The sequence below is a fragment of the Rhizobium sp. WYJ-E13 genome (assembly GCF_018987265.1).
Classification (GTDB): Bacteria; Pseudomonadota; Alphaproteobacteria; order Rhizobiales; family Rhizobiaceae; genus Rhizobium.
The window spans coordinates 3,230,485-3,250,819 of sequence record NZ_CP076853.1 but is presented as its reverse complement, the minus strand read 5'-3'; the positions used below and the strand labels follow the sequence as shown (position 1 = coordinate 3,250,819).

The 20,335-nt window shown below is 60.2% G+C and carries 18 protein-coding genes and 2 pseudogenes; 8 read left to right on the top strand and 12 right to left on the bottom strand.

Annotated elements, in window-relative coordinates:
- The first annotated feature begins 1 nt into the window (after position 1).
- Complete coding sequence (locus KQ933_RS16295; protein WP_216755846.1) at positions 2-1,099, top strand: chemotaxis response regulator protein-glutamate methylesterase; 1,098 nt, start codon at positions 2-4, stop codon at positions 1,097-1,099.
- A gap of 60 nt (positions 1,100-1,159) precedes the next feature.
- Here the strand turns inward: KQ933_RS16295 and KQ933_RS33455 are convergent.
- Positions 1,160-1,305, bottom strand: a pseudogene (locus tag KQ933_RS33455) (SDR family oxidoreductase); the annotation flags it as partial.
- 168 nt (positions 1,306-1,473) lie between these two features.
- Here KQ933_RS33455 and KQ933_RS16290 point away from each other — a divergent pair.
- The 3 genes from KQ933_RS16290 (at position 1,474) to KQ933_RS16280 (ending at position 4,518) form a co-directional block, all read left to right on the top strand.
- Positions 1,474-2,274, top strand: a complete 801-nt coding sequence (locus KQ933_RS16290; RefSeq protein ID WP_216755845.1) for an inositol monophosphatase family protein — start codon at positions 1,474-1,476, stop codon at positions 2,272-2,274.
- Between the two features lie 112 nt (positions 2,275-2,386).
- Complete coding sequence (locus KQ933_RS16285; RefSeq protein ID WP_216755844.1) at positions 2,387-3,484, top strand: MotA/TolQ/ExbB proton channel family protein; 1,098 nt, start codon at positions 2,387-2,389, stop codon at positions 3,482-3,484.
- A 2-nt stretch (positions 3,485-3,486) separates the two neighbouring features.
- Entirely contained in the window at positions 3,487-4,518 is a 1,032-nt protein-coding gene (locus KQ933_RS16280) for a peptidoglycan -binding protein (protein WP_183735211.1), read from the top strand.
- On the opposite strand, the pseudogene KQ933_RS33450 reads toward KQ933_RS16280, so the two are convergent.
- Positions 4,499-4,982, bottom strand: a pseudogene (locus KQ933_RS33450) (RNA polymerase subunit sigma-70); the annotation flags it as partial. The gene KQ933_RS16280 and the pseudogene KQ933_RS33450 sit on opposite strands and share 20 nt — an antisense overlap.
- Positions 4,983-5,039: 57 nt before the next feature.
- Here KQ933_RS33450 and KQ933_RS16270 point away from each other — a divergent pair.
- Positions 5,040-6,227: an IS701 family transposase gene (locus KQ933_RS16270; RefSeq protein ID WP_216755009.1), complete on the top strand. Its 1,188-nt coding sequence runs from the start codon at positions 5,040-5,042 to the stop codon at positions 6,225-6,227.
- Positions 6,228-6,528: 301 nt separating this feature from the next.
- Here KQ933_RS16270 and KQ933_RS16265 read toward each other — a convergent pair whose 3' ends face one another.
- The 3 genes from KQ933_RS16265 to KQ933_RS16255 form a co-directional block, all read right to left on the bottom strand.
- Positions 6,529-6,717 carry a YegP family protein gene (locus KQ933_RS16265; RefSeq protein WP_192729246.1) on the bottom strand — a complete coding sequence of 63 codons (189 nt, stop codon included), beginning with the start codon at positions 6,715-6,717 and terminating at the stop codon, positions 6,529-6,531.
- A gap of 171 nt (positions 6,718-6,888) precedes the next feature.
- Positions 6,889-7,878, bottom strand: coding sequence for a tripartite tricarboxylate transporter substrate binding protein (locus KQ933_RS16260; RefSeq protein ID WP_216755842.1), 990 nt, complete (start codon positions 7,876-7,878; stop codon positions 6,889-6,891).
- Between the two features lie 136 nt (positions 7,879-8,014).
- Positions 8,015-9,817, bottom strand: a complete 1,803-nt coding sequence (locus KQ933_RS16255; RefSeq protein ID WP_216755841.1) for an ABC transporter transmembrane domain-containing protein — start codon at positions 9,815-9,817, stop codon at positions 8,015-8,017.
- A gap of 193 nt (positions 9,818-10,010) precedes the next feature.
- On the opposite strand from KQ933_RS16255, the gene rpmE reads away from it, so the two are divergent.
- Complete coding sequence (gene rpmE, locus KQ933_RS16250; protein WP_007826526.1) at positions 10,011-10,232, top strand: 50S ribosomal protein L31; 222 nt, start codon at positions 10,011-10,013, stop codon at positions 10,230-10,232.
- 135 nt (positions 10,233-10,367) lie between these two features.
- Here rpmE and KQ933_RS16245 read toward each other — a convergent pair whose 3' ends face one another.
- From KQ933_RS16245 to KQ933_RS16235, 3 genes are all read right to left on the bottom strand, one after another.
- Positions 10,368-10,883, bottom strand: a complete 516-nt coding sequence (locus KQ933_RS16245) for a DUF1465 family protein (RefSeq protein WP_112545041.1) — start codon at positions 10,881-10,883, stop codon at positions 10,368-10,370.
- Between the two features lie 374 nt (positions 10,884-11,257).
- Positions 11,258-11,449: a DUF1192 domain-containing protein gene (locus tag KQ933_RS16240; RefSeq protein ID WP_216755840.1), complete on the bottom strand. Its 192-nt coding sequence runs from the start codon at positions 11,447-11,449 to the stop codon at positions 11,258-11,260.
- A 119-nt stretch (positions 11,450-11,568) separates the two neighbouring features.
- On the bottom strand, positions 11,569-12,849 hold the full coding sequence (locus KQ933_RS16235) for an MFS transporter (protein WP_216755839.1): 1,281 nt from the start codon (positions 12,847-12,849) through the stop codon (positions 11,569-11,571).
- Between the two features lie 175 nt (positions 12,850-13,024).
- Between KQ933_RS16235 and KQ933_RS16230 the strand changes: the two genes are divergently transcribed.
- Positions 13,025-13,189, top strand: coding sequence for a hypothetical protein (locus KQ933_RS16230; protein ID WP_216755838.1), 165 nt, complete (start codon positions 13,025-13,027; stop codon positions 13,187-13,189).
- 64 nt (positions 13,190-13,253) lie between these two features.
- Positions 13,254-14,441, top strand: a complete 1,188-nt coding sequence (locus KQ933_RS16225) for an IS701 family transposase (protein WP_216755009.1) — start codon at positions 13,254-13,256, stop codon at positions 14,439-14,441.
- A gap of 191 nt (positions 14,442-14,632) precedes the next feature.
- Here the strand turns inward: KQ933_RS16225 and KQ933_RS16220 are convergent, their stop codons facing one another.
- The 4 genes from KQ933_RS16220 to KQ933_RS16205 form a co-directional block, all read right to left on the bottom strand.
- Complete coding sequence (locus KQ933_RS16220; protein ID WP_216755837.1) at positions 14,633-15,553, bottom strand: PhzF family phenazine biosynthesis protein; 921 nt, start codon at positions 15,551-15,553, stop codon at positions 14,633-14,635.
- A 161-nt stretch (positions 15,554-15,714) separates the two neighbouring features.
- Positions 15,715-16,740 (bottom strand): class I fructose-bisphosphate aldolase, encoded by a 1,026-nt coding sequence (locus KQ933_RS16215; protein WP_216755836.1) that lies wholly within the window; start codon positions 16,738-16,740, stop codon positions 15,715-15,717.
- A 221-nt stretch (positions 16,741-16,961) separates the two neighbouring features.
- Positions 16,962-18,158: a phosphoglycerate kinase gene (gene pgk / locus KQ933_RS16210; RefSeq protein ID WP_216755835.1), complete on the bottom strand. Its 1,197-nt coding sequence runs from the start codon at positions 18,156-18,158 to the stop codon at positions 16,962-16,964.
- Between the two features lie 81 nt (positions 18,159-18,239).
- The gene (locus tag KQ933_RS16205; protein ID WP_216755834.1) at positions 18,240-20,090 is read right to left on the bottom strand and encodes a potassium/proton antiporter; all 1,851 of its coding nucleotides are present in this window, start codon (positions 20,088-20,090) and stop codon (positions 18,240-18,242) included.
- Between the last annotated feature and the right edge of the window lie 245 nt (positions 20,091-20,335).

Here is a 20,335-nt window from a genome sequence, read left to right as displayed (position 1 = left end):
TATGGCCAAAAAAGTCCGTGTCCTCATCATCGATGATTCCGCCAGTGTCCGGCAGACGCTGACACGGGTTCTGGAAGACGACCCGGAGATCGAAGTCATGGGCGTCGCCTCCGACCCGTTCATGGCGGCGCGCAAGATCCAGGAAGAGATCCCCGATGTCATCACGCTCGATGTCGAGATGCCGCGCATGGATGGCATCACCTTCCTGCGCAAGCTCATGTCACAGCGGCCCATCCCGGTCGTCATGTGTTCGTCGCTGACGGAAGCAGGTTCGGAAACGCTGCTGCAGGCGCTGGAGGCTGGAGCTGTCGATGTCATCCTGAAATCGAAGATCGGTGCGGCCGACAGTCTGGCCGATGATGCGATGCGTATCCGTGAAGTGGTCAAGAGCGCTTCGCATGCACGGCTTGCGAATGTGCGCCGCGCTGCTGGCCGCGTCCGTCCGGCTTCGGCGGAAGGGCCGGCCAAGAAGCTGACGGCCGATGCGATGCTGCCGCCACCCACTGGCCGGGCCATGGCGAAGACGACGGAAATGGTCGTCTGCGTCGGCGCTTCGACGGGCGGAACGGAAGCCCTGCGCGAATTTCTGGAGGCGCTGCCGGCCAATGCGCCGGGCATGGTGATCGTCCAGCACATGCCGGAAAAATTCACTGCGGCTTTCGCCAAGCGCCTCAACGGTCTTTGCGAAGTCGAGGTCAAGGAAGCAGCCGACGGCGATCCGGTGTTGCGCGGTCACGTGCTGATTGCGCCCGGCGACAAGCATATGCTGCTGGAGCGTCAGGGCGCACGCTATTATGTGTCCGTCAAGTCCGGACCACTGGTTTCCCGCCACCGCCCGTCTGTCGATGTGCTCTTCCGTTCCGCCGCCCGTTCGGCCGGCTCGAACGCGATGGGCATCATCATGACGGGAATGGGAGACGACGGTGCGCGCGGCATGCTGGAAATGCATCAGGTCGGCGCCTATACCGTCGCGCAGGACGAGGCGACATCGGTTGTCTTCGGCATGCCGAAGGAAGCGATCGCCAAGGGCGGTGTCGACCGTATCCTGCCGCTCGACCAGATCGCTCGCGAAGTGCTGATTACACAGCAGAAGTCCTGAATTTTGGGCATTGGGCAATGGAACGACGGGCGCATCTGCGCCGCCGTTCGCTTGTCTGCGTCAGGCCAGATAACCGCCGTCGATCGTCAGGCTGGCGCCGGTGATGAAGGATGCTTCAGGGCTCGCGAGATAGCTGCGAAGCTCGCGATTTCCTTGTCCTCGCCCATGCGGCCGAGTGCTATTCAGACTAATCTGTCCGAATTATTTCGGGCTGTTCGCGGGTGCTGCAACCCTGCCATGCGGCAATCCCCTTGAAATTTCCGCGATTTTGTGGTCTTGAGGCCGCCAATCTATGCAGCGCTGTCGCTTCCGGCGTTCAGGGACATACCCCGCCCCTGACAGCACGTCCCGTATTATCCAAGGAAAATGCCCACATGGCCCGTTCAGCTCTTCTCAATGTCATGGTTCAGGCTGCCATCAAGGCAGGCAAGTCGCTGGGGCGTGATTTCGGTGAAGTGCAGAACCTTCAGGTATCGGTGAAGGGACCGGGCGACTTCGTCTCGAATGCGGACCGCAAGGCCGAGAAGATCGTCAAGGAAGAGCTTCTCAAGGCTCGCCCGACCTACGGCTTCCTCGGCGAGGAAAGCGAAGAGATCAAGGGTACTGATGGCGCGCATCGCTGGATCGTCGATCCGCTCGATGGCACGACCAACTTCCTGCACGGCATTCCAGCCTTCGCCGTCTCCATCGCACTCGAGCGCAACAATGAGATCGTGGCAGGTGTCATCTTCAACCCGGCGACGGACGAGCTTTACACCGCAGAGCGCGGCGGTGGTGCATTCTTGAACGATCGCCGGCTGCGGGTCGCCTCGCGCCGGGTGCTCTCCGACAGCGTCATCGGCTGCGGTGTGCCGCATCTCGGTCGTGGAAATCACGGCAAGTTCCTGATCGAGCTGCGCCACGTCATGGGTGAGGTCGCCGGCATCCGTCGCATGGGTGCGGTCTCGCTCGATCTTGCCTATGTGGCGGCCGGTCGTTTTGACGGTTTCTGGGAAACGGCGCTGTCGCCCTGGGACATGGCGGCCGGCATCCTGCTCATCCGCGAAGCGGGCGGTTTTGCGACCGACTGGGACGGCGGCACGTCGATCCTCGAAACCGGCGCGATCATTGCCGGCAACGAGCACATTCACAAAGCCCTGACGGAAGTCGTCAAGCGGCCTGTTCCGACCCGGTGACGGGCGGGCAAACAGCCTGTTGCAAAGTCCCGCTTTTCCACCGGGCATACTTCAATTCGGCGCAATGTTGATCTAGTCTCCGGCTGCAATTAGTCCGGAGGCCGAGGAACCTATGGAAAATGTGAATGTGGCCGAGTTCGGCTCGACCGAGAAGACCACGAGTGGCTACGCCTACAAACTCTCAAGTCCCATGTCGTTCTTCTGGACGATGTTATTGTTCCTCATCATCGTGGGCTTCATAGCGGCTATCCTGTTCCGGCAGACACAGACCGCCTTCATGCATAATCCGGGCCTCAATGGTCTCATCCTCGGCGTTCTTGCCGTTGGAATCATTCTCGTTTTCAATCACGTGCTGTCGCTTCGTCCGGAAGTGCGTTGGTTCAACTCCTTCCGCGCTGCAGGCAGCGCCGACAAGGTGAACCGCAATCCGCGGCTGCTTGCGCCGATGCGGGCGCTGATCGGCAACCGCAAGTCCGGGGTCGCATTGTCGACCACGGCGCTGCGCTCCATTCTGGATTCGATCGCCAATCGTCTCGACGAATCACGCGATGTCTCCCGCTACCTCATCGGGCTTCTCGTCTTCCTCGGTCTGCTCGGCACTTTCTGGGGCCTTATCGGCACGATCGGCTCCATCAGTTCGGTCATCCAGTCGCTCGATGCCGGCTCGAACGGCACGGGCGACGTGCTGTCCACGCTGAAGGAAGGGCTTGCGACGCCGCTGTCCGGCATGGGCCAGGCCTTTTCGTCATCGCTGCTCGGTCTTTCGGGTTCGCTGATCCTCGGGTTCCTCGACCTGCAGGCCGGCCGCGCGCAGAACCGTTTCTACATGGAGCTGGAAAACTGGCTCTCCTCGGTTACCGATGTCGGCTCGGACATTCCGGTGCCGACGCTCGATGCAGTCTCCGGCGGCTCGTCGGAAGATATGAAGGCGCTTTCGGAATATCTGCGCAAGGTTGCCGAAGAGGGTGGCCCGGCCAGCCAGCGGTCGGTCGCAGCCATGGCGAGCCTTGCCGAAGGCATCCAGGGCCTCGTCAAGAACATGCGCAACGAGCAGCAGATGTTGCGCGACTGGATCGAGGTGCAGCAGGACGAGGCAAAGGCGATGCGCCGGACGCTCGACCGACTGGCCGAGCGTATCGGCGTGCAGGATCGTGGCGGCGAGCGGGCGCGCGAGCGAGCCGGCCATGTCGAAAAGAGCGAGGGCAAGTAAGCATGCCTCTTGCCCGCAACCGTCGCCACCAACGCGCGGTGGACTACTGGCCGGGGTTCGTCGATGCTCTGTCGACGCTGCTCATCGCCATCATGTTCATCCTTACGGTCTTCGTCGTCGGCCAGTTTATTCTCAGCCGCGAAATCAGCGGCCGTGATGAAGTGCTGGCACGTCTGAACGGTCAGATCAATGAGCTCACGCAGTTGCTGGCGCTCGAGAAAGGCAGCAATCAGGATCTTCAGGATTCCGTCGCCAATCTGCAGGCGTCGCTTGCGAGTGCTGAGGGCGAGCGTACGCGATTGCAGGCGCTGTTGAGCGCCGGCTCCGGCGGCCAAGATGCGGCAAAGCGACAGATCGGAACGCTGACGCAACAGCTCGATGAGCAGAAGCAGGTCAGCGACCGTGCCCTCAGCCAGGTCGAACTCCTCAACCAGCAGATCGCAGCGCTGCGCAGCCAGATTGCTGCTGTCGAGGCAGCGCTGCAGGCTTCCGAGGAAAAGGATCAGACCTCACAGACAAAAATTGCGGATCTCGGCCGCCGTCTGAATGTGGCGCTGGCCGCGCGCGTGCAAGAACTCAACCGCTACCGGTCGGACTTTTTCGGCCGTCTTCGCGAGATCCTCTCCGATCGCGAAAACATCCGTGTCGTCGGCGACCGTTTCGTCTTCCAGTCGGAAGTGCTGTTCCCATCTGGGGGAGCGGACCTCAATCCCGATGGCCAAACGGAAATGGCAAAGCTCGCCGCCGCCTTGCTCGACCTTGCCAAGGAAATTCCGCCCGAAATCAACTGGGTTCTGCGCGTCGACGGGCATACGGACAATGTTGCGCTTTCAGGCACGGGCCGCTACCGGGATAACTGGGAGCTCTCGTCTGCCCGCGCGATCTCTGTCGTGAAGTTCCTTATCGCGCAGGGTGTGCCTGCCGATCGGCTTGTTGCGGCAGGCTTCGGCGAATTCCAGCCGATTGCGCCCGGCGATACGCCGGAAGCGCGCGCCACGAACCGCCGTATCGAACTCAAGCTGACCGAGAAATAACGGCCTTAAGCCTGCCGGTGAGGAAGGTGCCGATGGCTGGATTGTCACTCAGACCGATCGCGATCCCGTAGCGTAGGCTTCTGCCGCGGCATCACCTTCACCGAGTTCGGAAAGCAGATGCGCGCGCACTGCCCAATAGGGCCGCAGCTGGCAATGGCACGTTGCTCCAGCCCGTTCAGCAAAGTGAGGGCCGAGGCCGCGCTTCGACCCTGCCGATGACAGCTGCGTGGCTGACCTTCGCGCCGAGCGTCGGTTTCATGGCAATCAGGGCCCGATAGAGCGTGACGAGAGCTTCCCAGTCCGTTGCTGCCGTCCGGCGATGCGCGACGTGGACGGACTTGTTCGCCGCCTGGCACTGGAACGGACCGAAGCAGTCGAAAGTACCGGCTTCGCAGCAGCAGCGCGTCGGCTTCCGCCATCATGATCTCGTTCCGGAGGCCGGTGTCCTGATCCTCTAGTACTACAGTTGCGTTTACCGGAAGTCATGATTCACTTCCCGCATTTGGCGGGAGGGAAGTTCAATGTCGGTTGCGGGTTGGTCCGGGTCGGTTCTGGCGTGGCATCGTGAGCTCGATGCCTTGAAGGTGCGGTTGGGCTCGGTCTTTGGTCGCCGAGAATTGCGCGCATCGTGCGGTGCCTTTCTGGATGGGTTGTTGTCGGGAGTAGAGCGCAAGACTGGCTGGCTGATGGCGGAACAGGCAGGACTGGAGCGCCCTTATCGGATGCAATCGCTGCTGGGGCGCAGCCATTGGGATGCTGACGCATTGCGCGATACGGTTCGCGCTTATGCAATAGAGTCTCTCGGTGACGCGGACGGCGTTCTTGTGGTCGATGAGACCGGCTTCCTGAAGAAAGGCGCCCATTCAGTCGGTGTCGCACGACAATATTCCGGCACGGCCGGCCGGATCGAGAACTGTCAGATCGGTGTTTTCCTTGCCTATGCAAGCCGCTACGGTCAGACCCTGATCGATCGGCAACTTTATCTACCGAAGGAGTGGGCCGAGGATGAAGCCCGCCGTGCTTCGGCTCACGTCCCCCAGTCCCAAGCCTTCGCGACCAAACCGGCCATTGCAGCCAAGCTCATTGCCGATGCGCTGGATGCCGGCGTGCCTTGTGCCTGGGTATTGGCGGATGCGCTTTATGGTTCGGATTCCAAGCTGCGCCGGATGCTGGAAAGCCGTGGCCAGCCTTATGTTCTGGCAGTGCGCTCCAATCAATGCCTGCGCTTTGTGCGTGAGCAAGGGATCGAGCAGACCGATCCCGAAACGATGGCTGATGAGTTGAAACCGGAGGTTTGGCAGAGCCATGCAGCAGGCGAAGGTGCCAAGGGTCTTCGGCTTTATGATTGGGCCCGTATTCCTCTCAGCTCTCGCCCGGATCCACAATGGGAGCGCTGGCTTCTGATCCGGCGCAGCCGACGCGAACCCGATGCGCGCGCCTATTACTTTGTCTTTGCGCCCGCCGGTACCGAATTGAGCGAATTGGCGGGCGCTGCCGGGCTGCGTTGGACCGTGGAAGAATGCTTCCAGCGTGCGAAGGACGATCTCGGCCTGGATCATTGCGAAGCGCGATCCTGGCATGCTTGGAAGCGGCACATGACGCTCGTCATGGCAGCCGCTGCATTCCTCGCCAAACTCGGCGCCGATCTACGCCGCACCGCTGCTGGCAAACCGAACGAAACGAGTCCAAACCCGCCAATCGCCGCCTGACCAACACCATGGCCTTCGTGCCCAGCGTCGCAGAGATCCGCTATCTGATCAAACGCCTCCTGCTACAGCCCCCGATTAGAGTTCGCCTCATCTTGGCATGGTCACTCTGGCGACGCAGGCATCAAGCATCCGCAATGCTTTCTCACTACAAAGCAAGGCATCAAACGCAACTGTAGTACTAGCGGCACGTAGAGGCCATCAGTGTCGCGTCGCGCGTGTCTTCTTGCTTCGCTGCAAATGGGTGCGAGAAAATATGCCGATAGGAAGATGCTGGAGGCGACGGTGTCGCCTCCGCTTCAGATCAGGCTTCCGCTTTTGTCTGGTCCACCACATCCGCGCCGGGCGAATTCTTCTTGATGGATTCAATGGCGTTCATTGCGGATGCTTTCGCCTTGTAGCCCTCGGACGAGAACATGGTCTCTCCGTTCGACGCCTTGAAGCGGAAGCGGAATTCACCGGCCTTATCCTTGTAAACTTCAAATCTGTACATGGATCCCTCCTGGTAAGCTGAAATCGTGCGTCAGCCCTTTGAAGGCTAGCCCAGAATTGTAAGCTTTTCCACTACCTTAATTAGAATTCAATTGCAGGGCGTTCAATTGCCGCCGGTTGGATCGGGCGCGGGAGAAGAGGGATATCGGCATGCGGTTCCCTCCCGTTGCGGTCACTCCATCTGGATATTGGCGCCGTCGACGACCGGTTTCCATTTCGCGAGCTCGGCCTTCACATGGGCACCGAGTTCTTCCGGCGTGGATCCGACGATCGTTGCGCTGAACTCCTTCATCCGTTCGGCAACAGCCGGATCGGTCAATGCCTTGTTGGCCGCGGCGTTGAGGCGGCTGACCACATCGGGTGGGGTGTTGGCAGGTGCAAAGAGCGCATTCCAAGTATAGGTCTCGTATCCTGATATGCCGGATTCCGCTATGGTCGGAACATCGGGGAAGGATGGCGCGCGTTCGGCCGTCGTCACAGCGAGAGCTCTCAGCGTACCGGCCTTGATGTGGCTCGACGACGAGGGCAGATTGTCAAACATGATCGGCACCTGGTTGCCGATGACGTCGTTCAGCGCCGGTCCCGCTCCCTTATAGGGAATATGCTGCATGTCGACGCCGGCCATGCTTTTGAAAAGTTCGCCGGAAAGGTGCAGCGGCGTGCCGTTGCCGGATGAGGCGTAGCTGTATTTGTCCGGATCGGCTTTGAGGAGCGCGATCAGTTCCTGCACATTCTTTGCAGGCAGTTCCGGATTGACGACCAGCACGTTCGGAACGATCACGAGCAGCGAGATCGGCGCGAAATCCTTCTCGGCATCGTAGGGCGTCGATTTCAGAATCAGCGGATTGAGGGCGTGCGTGGCGACGGTACCCATCAGGATCGTATAGCCATCCGGCTCGGCGCGCGCGACATTGCCGGCGCCGAGATTGCCGCCGGCACCGGCGACATTCTGCACGATGACCTGCTGCCCGAGATCGTCGGACATTTTCTGCGCGACGATGCGGGCGACGACATCGGTCGAGCCGCCGGCGGCAAAGGGCACGACCATGGTGATCGAGCGATCCGGAAAGCTCTGGGCCAATGCTGCCGTGCCTGCAGTGGCGGCAAGCAGGCCAAGGGCTAACGCCAGGCTCATGCGACGAGTCATTCTACAAAGCGCCATTCGAATCTCCTCCCACAGATTTCAACAGCAAAATCCCACCCTCGGGCATAGGGAGGTTAGGGCAGGCTGCGGCAAAGGCAACCGCTCGTGGGAGGTGTGCCGATCAGACTTTAGTCGTGATGCGATGCGGAGCAGGCTACTTGGCTGCGGCCAAGACGTCCTCATTGGCCGCATCGAATTGCAGGCGGGCGAGCTTCGCATAGATGCCGCCCTGGCGGATCAGGCTCTGATGTGTGCCTTCCTCCGCCACGCGGCCCTGATCCATGACGAGAATGCGGTCGGCCTTCAAAACGGTGGCGAGGCGGTGAGCGATCACCAAGGTGGTGCGGCCCTGCATCAGGCCATCGAGGGCTTTCTGCACCAGCGTTTCGCTTTCGGCATCAAGTGCCGAAGTCGCTTCGTCCAGAAGCAGGATGGGGGCGTTCTTCAGGATCGCACGGGCAATGGCGATGCGCTGGCGCTGGCCGCCGGACAGAGTGACGCCGCGTTCGCCGACCTCGGTGTCGTAATCCCTCTCCAGCCTGTTGATGAATTCATCGGCTTGAGCCGCAATCGCGGCGGCGCGAACCTGCTCACGCGTGGCACCTTGAACGCCGAAAGCGATGTTGTCGTGGATCGAAGCTGCGAAGATGGTGACGTCCTGCGGCACGATGGCGATGCGTTGGCGCAATGCATCCGGGTCTGCTTGGCGGGCATCGACCCCATCGATCCTCACGCTGCCCTGTTGCGGATCGTAGAATCGCAGCAGGAGCGAAAAGACGGTGCTTTTGCCGGCACCGGAGGCGCCGACGATCGCGACCGTTTCCCCCGGCTGCACTCTGAAATCCAGCCCATGCAGAGCCGATCTGCCGGGGCGGGACGGATAGGCGAAATGCACGCTGTCGAATTCCACCCGACCCTGTGCCGGCGAGGGAAGCGGTTGCGGATCTACAGGGGCAGCAATCGGCGAAACCTCGTCCAGAAGCTCGGTCAGGCGGTCGGCCGCGCCTGCCGCTTGCGAAAGCTCGCCCCAGACCTCCGACAATGCGCCGAGCGAGCCGGCTGCGATGACCGCATAGAGCAAGAATTGGCCGAGCGTACCGGCCGAGAGCGTACCGGCGAGAACGCTATGGGCACCAAACCAGAGAACGGCGACCACGCTGCCGAAGATCAGGGTGATGGCAATGCCTGTGAGCAGGGCTCGGGAGGATACGGCGGAACGTGCGGCCTGATAGGCGGATTCGACAGCCGAGCCGTAACGGTCGGCGGCTGCGATCTCGGCGTTAAAGGCCTGTACAGTGCGGGTTGCCGCGATCGTCTCATTGGCGAAGGCGGAGGCCTCTGCCAGCGTATCCTGTGCAGCACGGGAGCGCTTGCGCACCGAGCGGCCGCCGGCGACCAGCGGAAAGACAATGACCGGGATCGCAACGATGACGAGGCTCGAAAGCTTCGGCGAGGTGACGATCATCATGCCGAGCGCGCCGATGCAGAGAATGAGGTTGCGCAACGCAACGGAAGCCGTGGCGCCGACGGCGGATTTGATCTGTGTCGTATCGGCCGTCAGCCGCGAGACGATCTCGCCCGATTGGTTGACGTCAAAGAAGGAAGGCGAAAGCCGTGTGACATGCGAAAAGACATCGCGGCGCAGATCCGCAACGATGCGTTCGCCGATGCTAATGACGAAATAATAACGAAGAGCGCTAGCGACAGCGAGCACCATGGCCATGAGCATCAACATGGCGAAATAGCTGTTGATGAAGGTGCCGTCGGCCTGAGTAAAGCCGTGATCGATCATGCGGCGTACGGCAAGCGGGATGGCAAGCGAGGTGATTGCGGCGAGCGCCAGCGAAATCAGCGCGCCCGCGACCATACCGCGATAGCGCACCACATAGGGTGTCAGCCTGCCGAGCGGTTTCAGCGAACGCGACTTCTTTTCCCCAAGCTCTGCCTGCTCTGCCAATTCATCTCCGATCGCCTTCAAAGACCGCGTATTGCGGCTCCTTGGCCCTTGTTATCCCGGCGCCCTTCATGTATAGGCACCGCATCCTAATGGGAAGCCGTAGCCTTCACGACTGCGGCTTCATTTATTCAATCGGTTCTTTCGCCGCAACTGTCTGCGGCAAATTGAACCCCGGCATCGCAGGAAGATTGTCATGAAGGAAGGCATCCATCCCGACTACCACGTCATCAAGGTAGTCATGACCGATGGCACCGAGTACGAAACCCGCTCGACCTGGGGTTCGGAAGGCGCTGTCATGAATCTCGAAATCGACTCCAAGTCGCACCCGGCCTGGACTGGCGGCAACCAGCAGCTCATGGACCGCGGCGGCCGTGTTTCGAAGTTCAACAAGCGTTTCGGCGGCCTCGGCCTCTAATCCGTTTCCGCTTGGCGGACTATTCAAAGCCCGGCTTCGTGCCGGGCTTTTTGTTTTCCGGGCCTGTCCTGGTGAGCAAACAAAAAACCGGCCGCGTTGCCGCCGCCGGTTTTCATGAAATTCTATGATACCAGATCAGTTGTTGCCGAAGGCCGTCTGCAGCAGGGAAAGCTGAGCCTGGACGCTGTTCTGATTGTCCGGAACGATCGCAGCTTCGGCAGGGCGATAGATCTCGCGGTCGAGCAGGGCAATGCGGTTCTGCAGGCGAAGCGAACGCTCGACCAGATCGCGGAAGGATTCCGGCAGGTCGCCCCAGCCAGGAGCATTGCGGTCGACGTTAAAGCCGTCGAGGCGAACCTTGTTCTTCTCGGCCAGAACCTGATCGCGGGACATTTCGCCATTGTTGACGGCGCGCTGTAGCAGCAGCCAGGAAGCCATCTGCATGAGGCGGGTGGTCAGGCGCATCGATTCAGCTGCATAAAGGACCGAGGCCATGCGCGGCAGCACCTTGGAGGCTGCGCGGCCCTGGCCGTCGAGGTAGGATGCGGTTTCTTCGACCAGCGACATGCCCTCAGCATACAGCGTCTTGAACTGTGAAGATGCGGCAGCGCGGCCCGCAAAACTGATTGTGTTCAATCCAAGTTCCGACATCTAAAGAATCCCTGTTGCACGCATCTACTATCAGGTAACGCCGGTTTTCGTGGAAAAGTTTCCCACGCCGGTCTTTATGATTTCAAGATGGTATCTTTAGCCCAAATGCGCAAGCCGTTTCTTAAGAAAAGGTTAATCTCCACAGTTTCGTGGAAAGGAGTAGGGCAGCGCAAAAAAGAAGAGCCGCAAAAGCGGCTCTCAAGGTAAAACAGGGAGAAAAATCAGACCAATTCACCGCTTGGAAAACTGTCTGAGGTCCAGAAAGATCTGAACGGTACGAGTAATATCTTATAAAGCTTAATTTTTTATTAATATCGTCCCAATTTAAGACTTACGACAAGTAATTTTGAAGCAATATTTGCCTATTCGCAGTCTTATGATCGGAAAAGGCCTTCGGCTGCAATCCGGCCGGACGCCTTCTTGGCGGCCTCGGCTTCGAGCCGCGCGATCTCGGTTTTCAGGAGTTCCACACGCGCCTTCAGCTCGTCCACCGAAAGCATGGAGAGATCGGAGCCGATCTCGTGTGCAGTCTTCTTCTGCGGCCTGTCATCATCAATGAAGCTCATCGTCGCTCCTCCTTTAAGCCGTGTCGCGATCTCCAGGATTCGCTTTCACGCTTTAAGTCCTGGTTTCATGCATCTCGCGCAAAACCGCTGCACAGTTTTGCGCAACATGCTTCAGTTTGTCAGCCGAACTTTACAGCAGGATTGCCGCTTTCGGGAGGCTTGTTGGAGCCGGGATCAGCAAGCGACATGCTTTGCGGCGTGAGCGTAGGAGATGTTGCGGTCGGGATCGTCGTATAGGCATCGCGGTCACTCGCAGGAATGGCTGCACGAATGCGGCTCCTGACGATGGCATAACCGGTGATCAGAAGATGGGCGAGCGCCGTCACCAGGAAGAGTGCGTGCGGGCTGATGACCGACATGACCGGACCTCCGATCGTCGGGCCGATGACGGTGCCGATACCGTAGAGAAGCAGCAGGCCGCCCGAGACCTTCACGAAATCCTCCGATGCGGCAAAGTCGTTCGCATGGGCGACGGCGATCGGATAGAGCGTATTGGCGACGGCACCGTAGAGGATTACGAGGCCGATCAGGAAGGTAGGGGACGAGGGGTGCAGCACGAAAATCAGGAGGCCGGCAAGGGCTGCGATGGCCGACATGGCGGCCAATACATAACGACGGTCGATACGGTCGGAGAGGCGCCCGGCCGGAAGCTGCATTATGGCGCCGGCAAAGATGGTGGCACTCATCATGACAGCAATCGCGGTATCGGAGAGGCCGGCACCCGCACCGAAGACGGCGCCGAGCGTACCATAGGCGCCGTTGGCGATGCCGACGAGCAGGATGCCAAGGCAGGAGACGGGCGAATTGCGGTAGAGCGCCGGCAGATCGAGTTTTACGGCCTTCAGCGGCTGCGGCGAGGCGGCGGTCGACAGCGTCGTCGGCAGCATGGCAATACAGTAGAAAATGCCGCAGATCATGAAGAGCACCGGCGTGCGCACGTCTTCCAGCGGGATCATCAACTGGCCGCCGACGACGCCGAGCAGGGTGATGCCGATATAGAGCGAGAAGATCGCGCCGCGGCTTTCATTGTTCGCCCGCTCGTTCAGCCAGCTTTCGATGATCATCGAGGTGCCGGCGGTCGAGAAACCGGTGACGGCGCGCAGGACGACCCACCAGAACGGATCGATGATGATGCCGCTCACGAGCGCGATGATGGCAATGATGGCGATGAAGCCGGAGAAGGCGCGCACATGGCCGACACGCCGCACCAATTTCGGGGCCACCAGGCAGCCGATGACGAAGCCCGCCGCCCAGGACGTGCCGAGCAGGCCGAGCGTCGTCGTGGCATAACCTTCGAGATTTCCGCGCACGGGAAGCAGAATGCCCTGCAATCCGTTGCCCATGAAGAGGAAGAGCGTGCCAAAGAGCAGCGCAGCGACGGACAGCAGATTTCTTGTCATATCCCCAGACTCGGCGTGTTCGCTTTGAAAAAGGACATAAGGCGAGACCTGTATCTGCCCAGTCCATAAGAATGTTGATTGTGTCCCGGAATGCCTTTACGGCGAGTAGATATTCTCTGTTCGCGTGAAAAAATGTCCGTCCTGTGACATTCTGATAAATGGAAAAAATAAAGCCATGACAAAGTTGATAGCGTTGCTGCTCATCCTTGCCATGGCAATCCAGATCATCAAGCCGCTCGGCTATCCGGGGCTGCGCCGCCGGATGGATTTCTGGAAGATCGCGCTGATTGCCTTTGCCATTTGGGCTGTGGCGCTGCTGGCGCGCGACTTTGTGATCTAGTACTACAGTTGCGGTTTACCGGAAGTCATGATTCACTTCCCGCATTTGGCGGGAGGGAAGTTCAATGTCGGTTGCGGGTTGGTCCGGGTCGGTTCTGGCGTGGCATCGTGAGCTCGATGCCTTGAAGGTGCGGTTGGGCTCGGTCTTTGGTCGCCGAGAATTGCGCGCATCGTGCGGTGCCTTTCTGGATGGGTTGTTGTCGGGAGTAGAGCGCAAGACTGGCTGGCTGATGGCGGAACAGGCAGGACTGGAGCGCCCTTATCGGATGCAATCGCTGCTGGGGCGCAGCCATTGGGATGCTGACGCATTGCGCGATACGGTTCGCGCTTATGCAATAGAGTCTCTCGGTGACGCGGACGGCGTTCTTGTGGTCGATGAGACCGGCTTCCTGAAGAAAGGCGCCCATTCAGTCGGTGTCGCACGACAATATTCCGGCACGGCCGGCCGGATCGAGAACTGTCAGATCGGTGTTTTCCTTGCCTATGCAAGCCGCTACGGTCAGACCCTGATCGATCGGCAACTTTATCTACCGAAGGAGTGGGCCGAGGATGAAGCCCGCCGTGCTTCGGCTCACGTCCCCCAGTCCCAAGCCTTCGCGACCAAACCGGCCATTGCAGCCAAGCTCATTGCCGATGCGCTGGATGCCGGCGTGCCTTGTGCCTGGGTATTGGCGGATGCGCTTTATGGTTCGGATTCCAAGCTGCGCCGGATGCTGGAAAGCCGTGGCCAGCCTTATGTTCTGGCAGTGCGCTCCAATCAATGCCTGCGCTTTGTGCGTGAGCAAGGGATCGAGCAGACCGATCCCGAAACGATGGCTGATGAGTTGAAACCGGAGGTTTGGCAGAGCCATGCAGCAGGCGAAGGTGCCAAGGGTCTTCGGCTTTATGATTGGGCCCGTATTCCTCTCAGCTCTCGCCCGGATCCACAATGGGAGCGCTGGCTTCTGATCCGGCGCAGCCGACGCGAACCCGATGCGCGCGCCTATTACTTTGTCTTTGCGCCCGCCGGTACCGAATTGAGCGAATTGGCGGGCGCTGCCGGGCTGCGTTGGACCGTGGAAGAATGCTTCCAGCGTGCGAAGGACGATCTCGGCCTGGATCATTGCGAAGCGCGATCCTGGCATGCTTGGAAGCGGCACATGACGCTCGTCATGGCAGCCGCTGCATTCCTCGCCAAACTCGGCGCCGATCTACGCCGCACCGCTGCTGGCAAACCGAACGAAACGAGTCCAAACCCGCCAATCGCCGCCTGACCAACACCATGGCCTTCGTGCCCAGCGTCGCAGAGATCCGCTATCTGATCAAACGCCTCCTGCTACAGCCCCCGATTAGAGTTCGCCTCATCTTGGCATGGTCACTCTGGCGACGCAGGCATCAAGCATCCGCAATGCTTTCTCACTACAAAGCAAGGCATCAAACGCAACTGTAGTACTAGGTCGCAGGTTCAGTCCTGCAGGATGATCTCGCCTTGCATGACGGGCACGCAGCTTCCCGAAATCGTCACATCGGTCACTGTGCCGGCCTTCTTGACGACATCCAGCTCGATGACGCTGCGCCGGCCCATTTCGACGCCCTGCTCGATCGTTATGTGCTGGTTGATGTCAGCCTCCGGACGCAACGAGACGAGGTAGGCGCAAAGGGCTGCCGATGCGCTGCCGGTCGCCGGATCCTCGATGACATTGTCCAGCGGCGCGAACATGCGGGCGCGGATCTTCCAGGGTGCAGCTGTGGGACGGACGTAGAGGAACAGGGAGAAATCATGGCTGCCGGTTGTGGTGCTGGCCGCTGCCTGGAAGCCGTTGAGGTTCGGGCTTGCCGCGGCGAGAGCCTCAAGGCTTTCGAGTTCTGAGACGGCGAAGTTCAGACCGACCGATGCAAAGACCGGAGCATGGGTGTTTTTGCGGATTGAGGCCGGGTCGATGGAGACGCAGCTTGCAATGACTGCCTCGGGTATCGTGTCTCCTATTTCAAGCGGCCGCGGCGCACGGATCGTCGCTGCGGTGACGCGGCCCTCGCGGCGCTGCAGGGCGACTTCCACGAGACCGGCCTTCTCCTCGAACCGCAGCTTGTCGCCGATGGGGCGGCCGAAGATCTCGCTCTGCCGGCCGAGAACAAAGGCGGTGCCTACATTGGGATGTCCGGCGAACGGCACTTCCATCGTCGGCGTGAAGATGCGCACTCTTGCCGTGTTTTCGAGGTTCTCTGGTGGCAGTACGAAGGTGACTTCGGAATAGCCGAACTCGGCGGCGATCTTCTGCATTGCCGCGTCGCTGAGGTCCCTTGCGTCGGCCATGACCGCGAGCGGGTTGCCTTCGAAGCGGGTGGAAGTGAAAACGTCGACGGTGGTGTAAGACAGGTTGTTCATGACAACTCCGATGGTGGAGGCGCCATTATTAGCGAGGCCCGCGGTTGTGGCGAAGGATTATCTTGTCGCCATGACAAATTGCCATCGTGATACGCAGGTGCAAATAAAACAGGCGGCGAAGATGTTCGCCGCCTGCCTTATTTTCTCAAATATCAAAAGGCTTATGCAGCCTTTTCGAGCTCGGCCTTCCAGTTGCCCTTGGCGGCGAGGCTGTTCATTTCGGCGCGGTGCGCAAATTCGCGCTGGCCGGCAGCGACGTTTCCCTGCTTGCCGTTCCAGGCCTTTAGCGCGCTGTCCTGCAGGGCGCGGCCATAGGAGAAGGTGACAAACCAAGGCAGCTCGTAGCCGGAATTGATCGCGGAGAGATGGGCGGTCGCTTCTTCCGTCGTCTGGCCGCCGGAGAGGAAGGCGATGCCAGGAACGGCTGACGGAACCGTGCGCTTCAGAACCTGCACGGTGCGCTCGGCAACCTCGGCGACGGAAGCCTTGCGGGCATTCTTGCCGTCGATGACCATGTTCGGCTTGAGGATCATGCCTTCGAGGCTGACGCGGGCGTCGGCGAGTTCCTCGAACACGATGCGCAGGGTGGCCTCGGTCACTTCGGCGCAACGATCGATATTGTGGTCGCCCGGCTTGCCGTCCATCAGGCATTCCGGCTCGACGATCGGCACGATCCTGGCCTCCTGGCAGAGCGCTGCATAGCGCGCCAGCGCCTGGGCATTGGCACGCACGGAGCCGCGGCTCGGCAGGGTCTCAGAGATGGCGATAACGCCGCGCCACTTGGCGAAACGGGCGCCGGCTTCGTAATATTTGGCGAGGCGGTCTGCGAGGCCGTCGAGGCCTTCGGTGATGGTTTCGCCGGGGAACTTGGCCATCGGCTTGGCGCCGATATCGACCTTGATGCCTGGAATGCTGTCGGCAGCCTTGATGATGTCAACGAAAGGCGTGCCGTCGGCGGCCTTCTGGAAAAGGGTTTCCTCGTAAAGAATGACGCCGGAGATGTACTTCTTCATCGCTTCGTCGGAGCGGAAGAGCATCTCGCGATAATCGCGCCGGCTGGTCTCGGTCGATTCAAGATTGATCGCATCGAAACGCTTCTTGATGGTAGCGGTCGATTCATCGGCTGCAAGCAGGCCTCGACCACCCGCAACCATCTTCACTGCAATGTCTTCCAGTCGTTCGCTCATCTCGTTCTCTCCACAATGAAACCCGGCAGAATTGATAATATAGAACCCGGATAACAGAAGTTTATAGGGAGAAAAAAGGGAGCGCTAAGTCATTGAAACGATTGAAATGATTTCAATCGTTTGAAAGTTCGGGATTTTTTTCTCTTTTTGAGCAAAAGACCGCGGAAGCGCTAGCCTCCGCGGTCTATCCTGCTGGAATATCTGGCTAATCGCCTTATCGATTAACGGGAGAGAACGGCCACGCCCGGTAGTTCCTTGCCTTCCATCCATTCAAGGAAGGCGCCGCCTGCGGTCGAAACATAGGTAAAGTCTTCGGCAACGCCGGCATGGTTCAGTGCCGAGACCGTATCGCCACCGCCTGCAACCGAAGTAAGCTTGCCTGCCTTGGTGCGCTCGGCGGCATATTTCGCGGCGGCGACGGTCGCTGTATCGAAGGGCTCGATTTCAAAGGCGCCGAGCGGACCGTTCCACACGAGCGTGGTGGCGCGTTCGATCCAGGCCTTGACGGCTTCGACCGATTTCGGACCGACGTCGAGAACCATAGCATCGGCGGGGATCGCTTCGATAGAAACAGTTTCGTTGGCCGCACCTGCCTTGAACTCGCGGGCGACGACTCCGTCTTCCGGCAGGACGATCGCGCAGCCGGCAGTGGCGGCTTCAATCATGATTTGTTTGGCGGTATCGGCAAGATCATGTTCGCAGAGCGACTTGCCGACATTGGTGCCGCGGGCGGCGATGAAGGTATTGGCCATGCCGCCGCCGATGACGAGCGCATCGACCCTTTTTACGAGGTTCATCAAGAGGTCGATCTTGGTCGAGACCTTGGCGCCGCCGACGATCGCGACGACCGGACGGACCGGGTTGCCGAGACCCTTTTCCAATGCTTCGAGTTCGGCCTGCATGGTGCGCCCCGCATAAGCAGGTAAATGATGGGCAAGACCTTCGGTGGAGGCGTGGGCGCGGTGCGCAGCCGAAAAGGCATCGTTGACATAGATATCGCCGTTTGCGGCGAGCGCCTTGGTGAAATCAGGATCGTTCTTTTCCTCGCCCTTGTGGAAGCGGGTGTTTTCCAGGAGCAGGATATCGCCATTGTTCATCTTCGCGACGGCGGAAGCAGCTGCCTCGCCGATGCAGTCGGCTGCCGTCAGCACGCAATGGTCGAGCACCTGCTCGACTGACGGGGCAACCAGCGAAAGCGAAAATTCCGCCGAAGGACCATCCTTCGGGCGACCGAAATGGGCGAGCAGGATGACCTTGGCGCCCTTTTCCGACAGTTCAAGGATTGTCGGCGCAACACGCTCGATGCGGGTCGTGTCGGTGACCTTGCCGTCCTTGACAGGGACGTTGAGGTCGACGCGGACGAGAACGCGCTTGCCGGCGATGTCGTTGAGGTCGTCGAGAGTCTTGAAAACTGCCATGGGAGGATCCGTTCGTGGTTGGCGAAAGTTGCGCCGACCATAGCAAGGATCGGGGGAGACGCAAGGCAGTGGGTCGCCGTTTCAGCGCGGGTTTTCCTCCCGTCCCGCAGCACCTTCCGTCGTGGCTGCCTCATGTTTCTGGCGGCCTTTCATACGGTCGCGGATGCGCTGGATAATATCGCGCAGATTGATGAAGATCGGTAGCGTGGTGGCCGGCTCCACAGCCTCCAGCGACATGCCGACAGAGGTAATGTGATCCTGGTCGTCGAGGTCGCGAACGATGAGGATCAGCGAGCCGAGACGGACACGATCGGCATAGTCCGCCTTGCCCCCGAGGCGCTGTTTCATCAGTTCGGCGATCGTCAGCCCCTTTTCGGTTTCGTTGAGAAGGCCGGGACCGTAAGCGGCGTCGAGATCGGCGGCGGGACGGGCCGGTGACAGCGCGAAGGCGCCGAAGAATTCCGCATCGTCCTCATCGACGGGTGCGCGGCTGGCGAAGAGACGGTCGAGCAGGCGCGAGTAGCTCGGCGCGATGAAAAGGTAGACGAGATCGTTTTCCCTGAGGCGGCCGGCATATTGATAGCGCATCGACTTGCCGTCGCGGATCACGAGCGAGGGGGCTGCCCAGCGCGGGATGCGCTCGCCACGGAGCACGGGGCTATCCTTGACGACGCGATAGGAAAGCAGTTCGTGGTTGGCGGCGCCCGGCAGGTCGACCTCCACCTTGTCGACCGCGCCGATGCGCGGTGGGATGATGAGGCCCAGGCGCTTGGCGACCGGCTTGATCGTCCAGCCCTGTAGGAGCAGCGAGACGAGCACGATGATGAAGGCGGTGTTGAAATAGATCTGGCTGTGCTGCAGCCCGCCGAGGATCGGCATGATGGCGAGAAGGATGGAAACGGCGCCGCGCAGGCCGACCCAGGCGACGAAGCCGATTTCCTGCTGGGTATAATCGAAGGGCAGCAGCGACAGCCAGACGGCGAGCGGCCGGGCGACGAAGATCAGAAAGAGCGCGAGCAGGATCGCCGGCACGATGATGACAGGAAACTGCGAGGGCGTCGCCAGCAGGCCGAGCACAAGGAACATGATGATCTGGGCAAGCCAGGTCATGCCGTCCTGAAAGCGCCTGATGGTGCCAATCGCCTGCATCCTGCGGTTTCCGGCATAGATACCGGCGACATAGACGGCAAGGAATCCGCTGCCGCCGACAGCACCGGTGAAGGAGAAGACGAGCAAGGCAAGCGCCAGCACGAAGATAGGCGTGAGGCCGCGATCCGTTTCCAGCCGGCCGGCGATCAGCACGATCATCATGCCGCCCAGCAGGCCGAGGATGACGCCAAGGCCCATTTGCTGGATGAACATGGCGAGCATGCCGATATTGATGCCGGCGTAACGTTCGCCGCTGGCGAGAACCTCGACCAGTGCGATTGTCAGGAAGATCGCCATCGGGTCGTTGGTGCCGGATTCGACTTCCAGGGTGGAACGCACCTTGTCGCGGATGTTGATGCCGCCGATGCGCAGCAGGAAGAAGACGGCGGCGGCATCGGTGGAGGCGACGATGGAACCGAGCAGCATGCCTTCGAGCCAGGTGAAATTGAGCAGCCAGCGGGCGGCGAAAGCAAAGAGGGCCGCTGTCAGGAGCACGCCGACCGATGCGAGTGTCAGTGATGGTATCGCAGCGATGCGGAAGGCCTGCATCGGCGTGCCGAAGCCGGAATCGAAGAGGATGACGGCAAGGGCAACCGAGCCCAGAACATAGGCAAGGTAGTTATTGCTGAATTCGATGCCGAGACCATCGACACCAGCGGCGAGCCCAATCATCAGGAAGAGCAGCAGCAGGGGAGCGCCGAAGCGGAAGGCGAGCAAGCTCGAAAAGGCAGCAAGAAGCACGAGCGCCGTCGCAACTAGCACCACGATGTAAAACGCTTCCATGCCTACCCCTTTCGCCTCATCGCCATCCGAAAGCCGCCTCCGATCTGTCCTTTACCCCTCCGCGTCCAGCGCGATCTTTTAGTAAACGGCAAAAAACAGCAGAAGGGTAGGCCTTGCGGCTTAACCTCGGCTGCATCGCTGCATCATGCTGCTGGACGACCCGCGGGAGGAGGGATAGTGAAGGACGCTACGGGAAAAAGTCTGTATAAAGAATGTATAAGCAAATCAGGCGAGAGCAGGGCAGA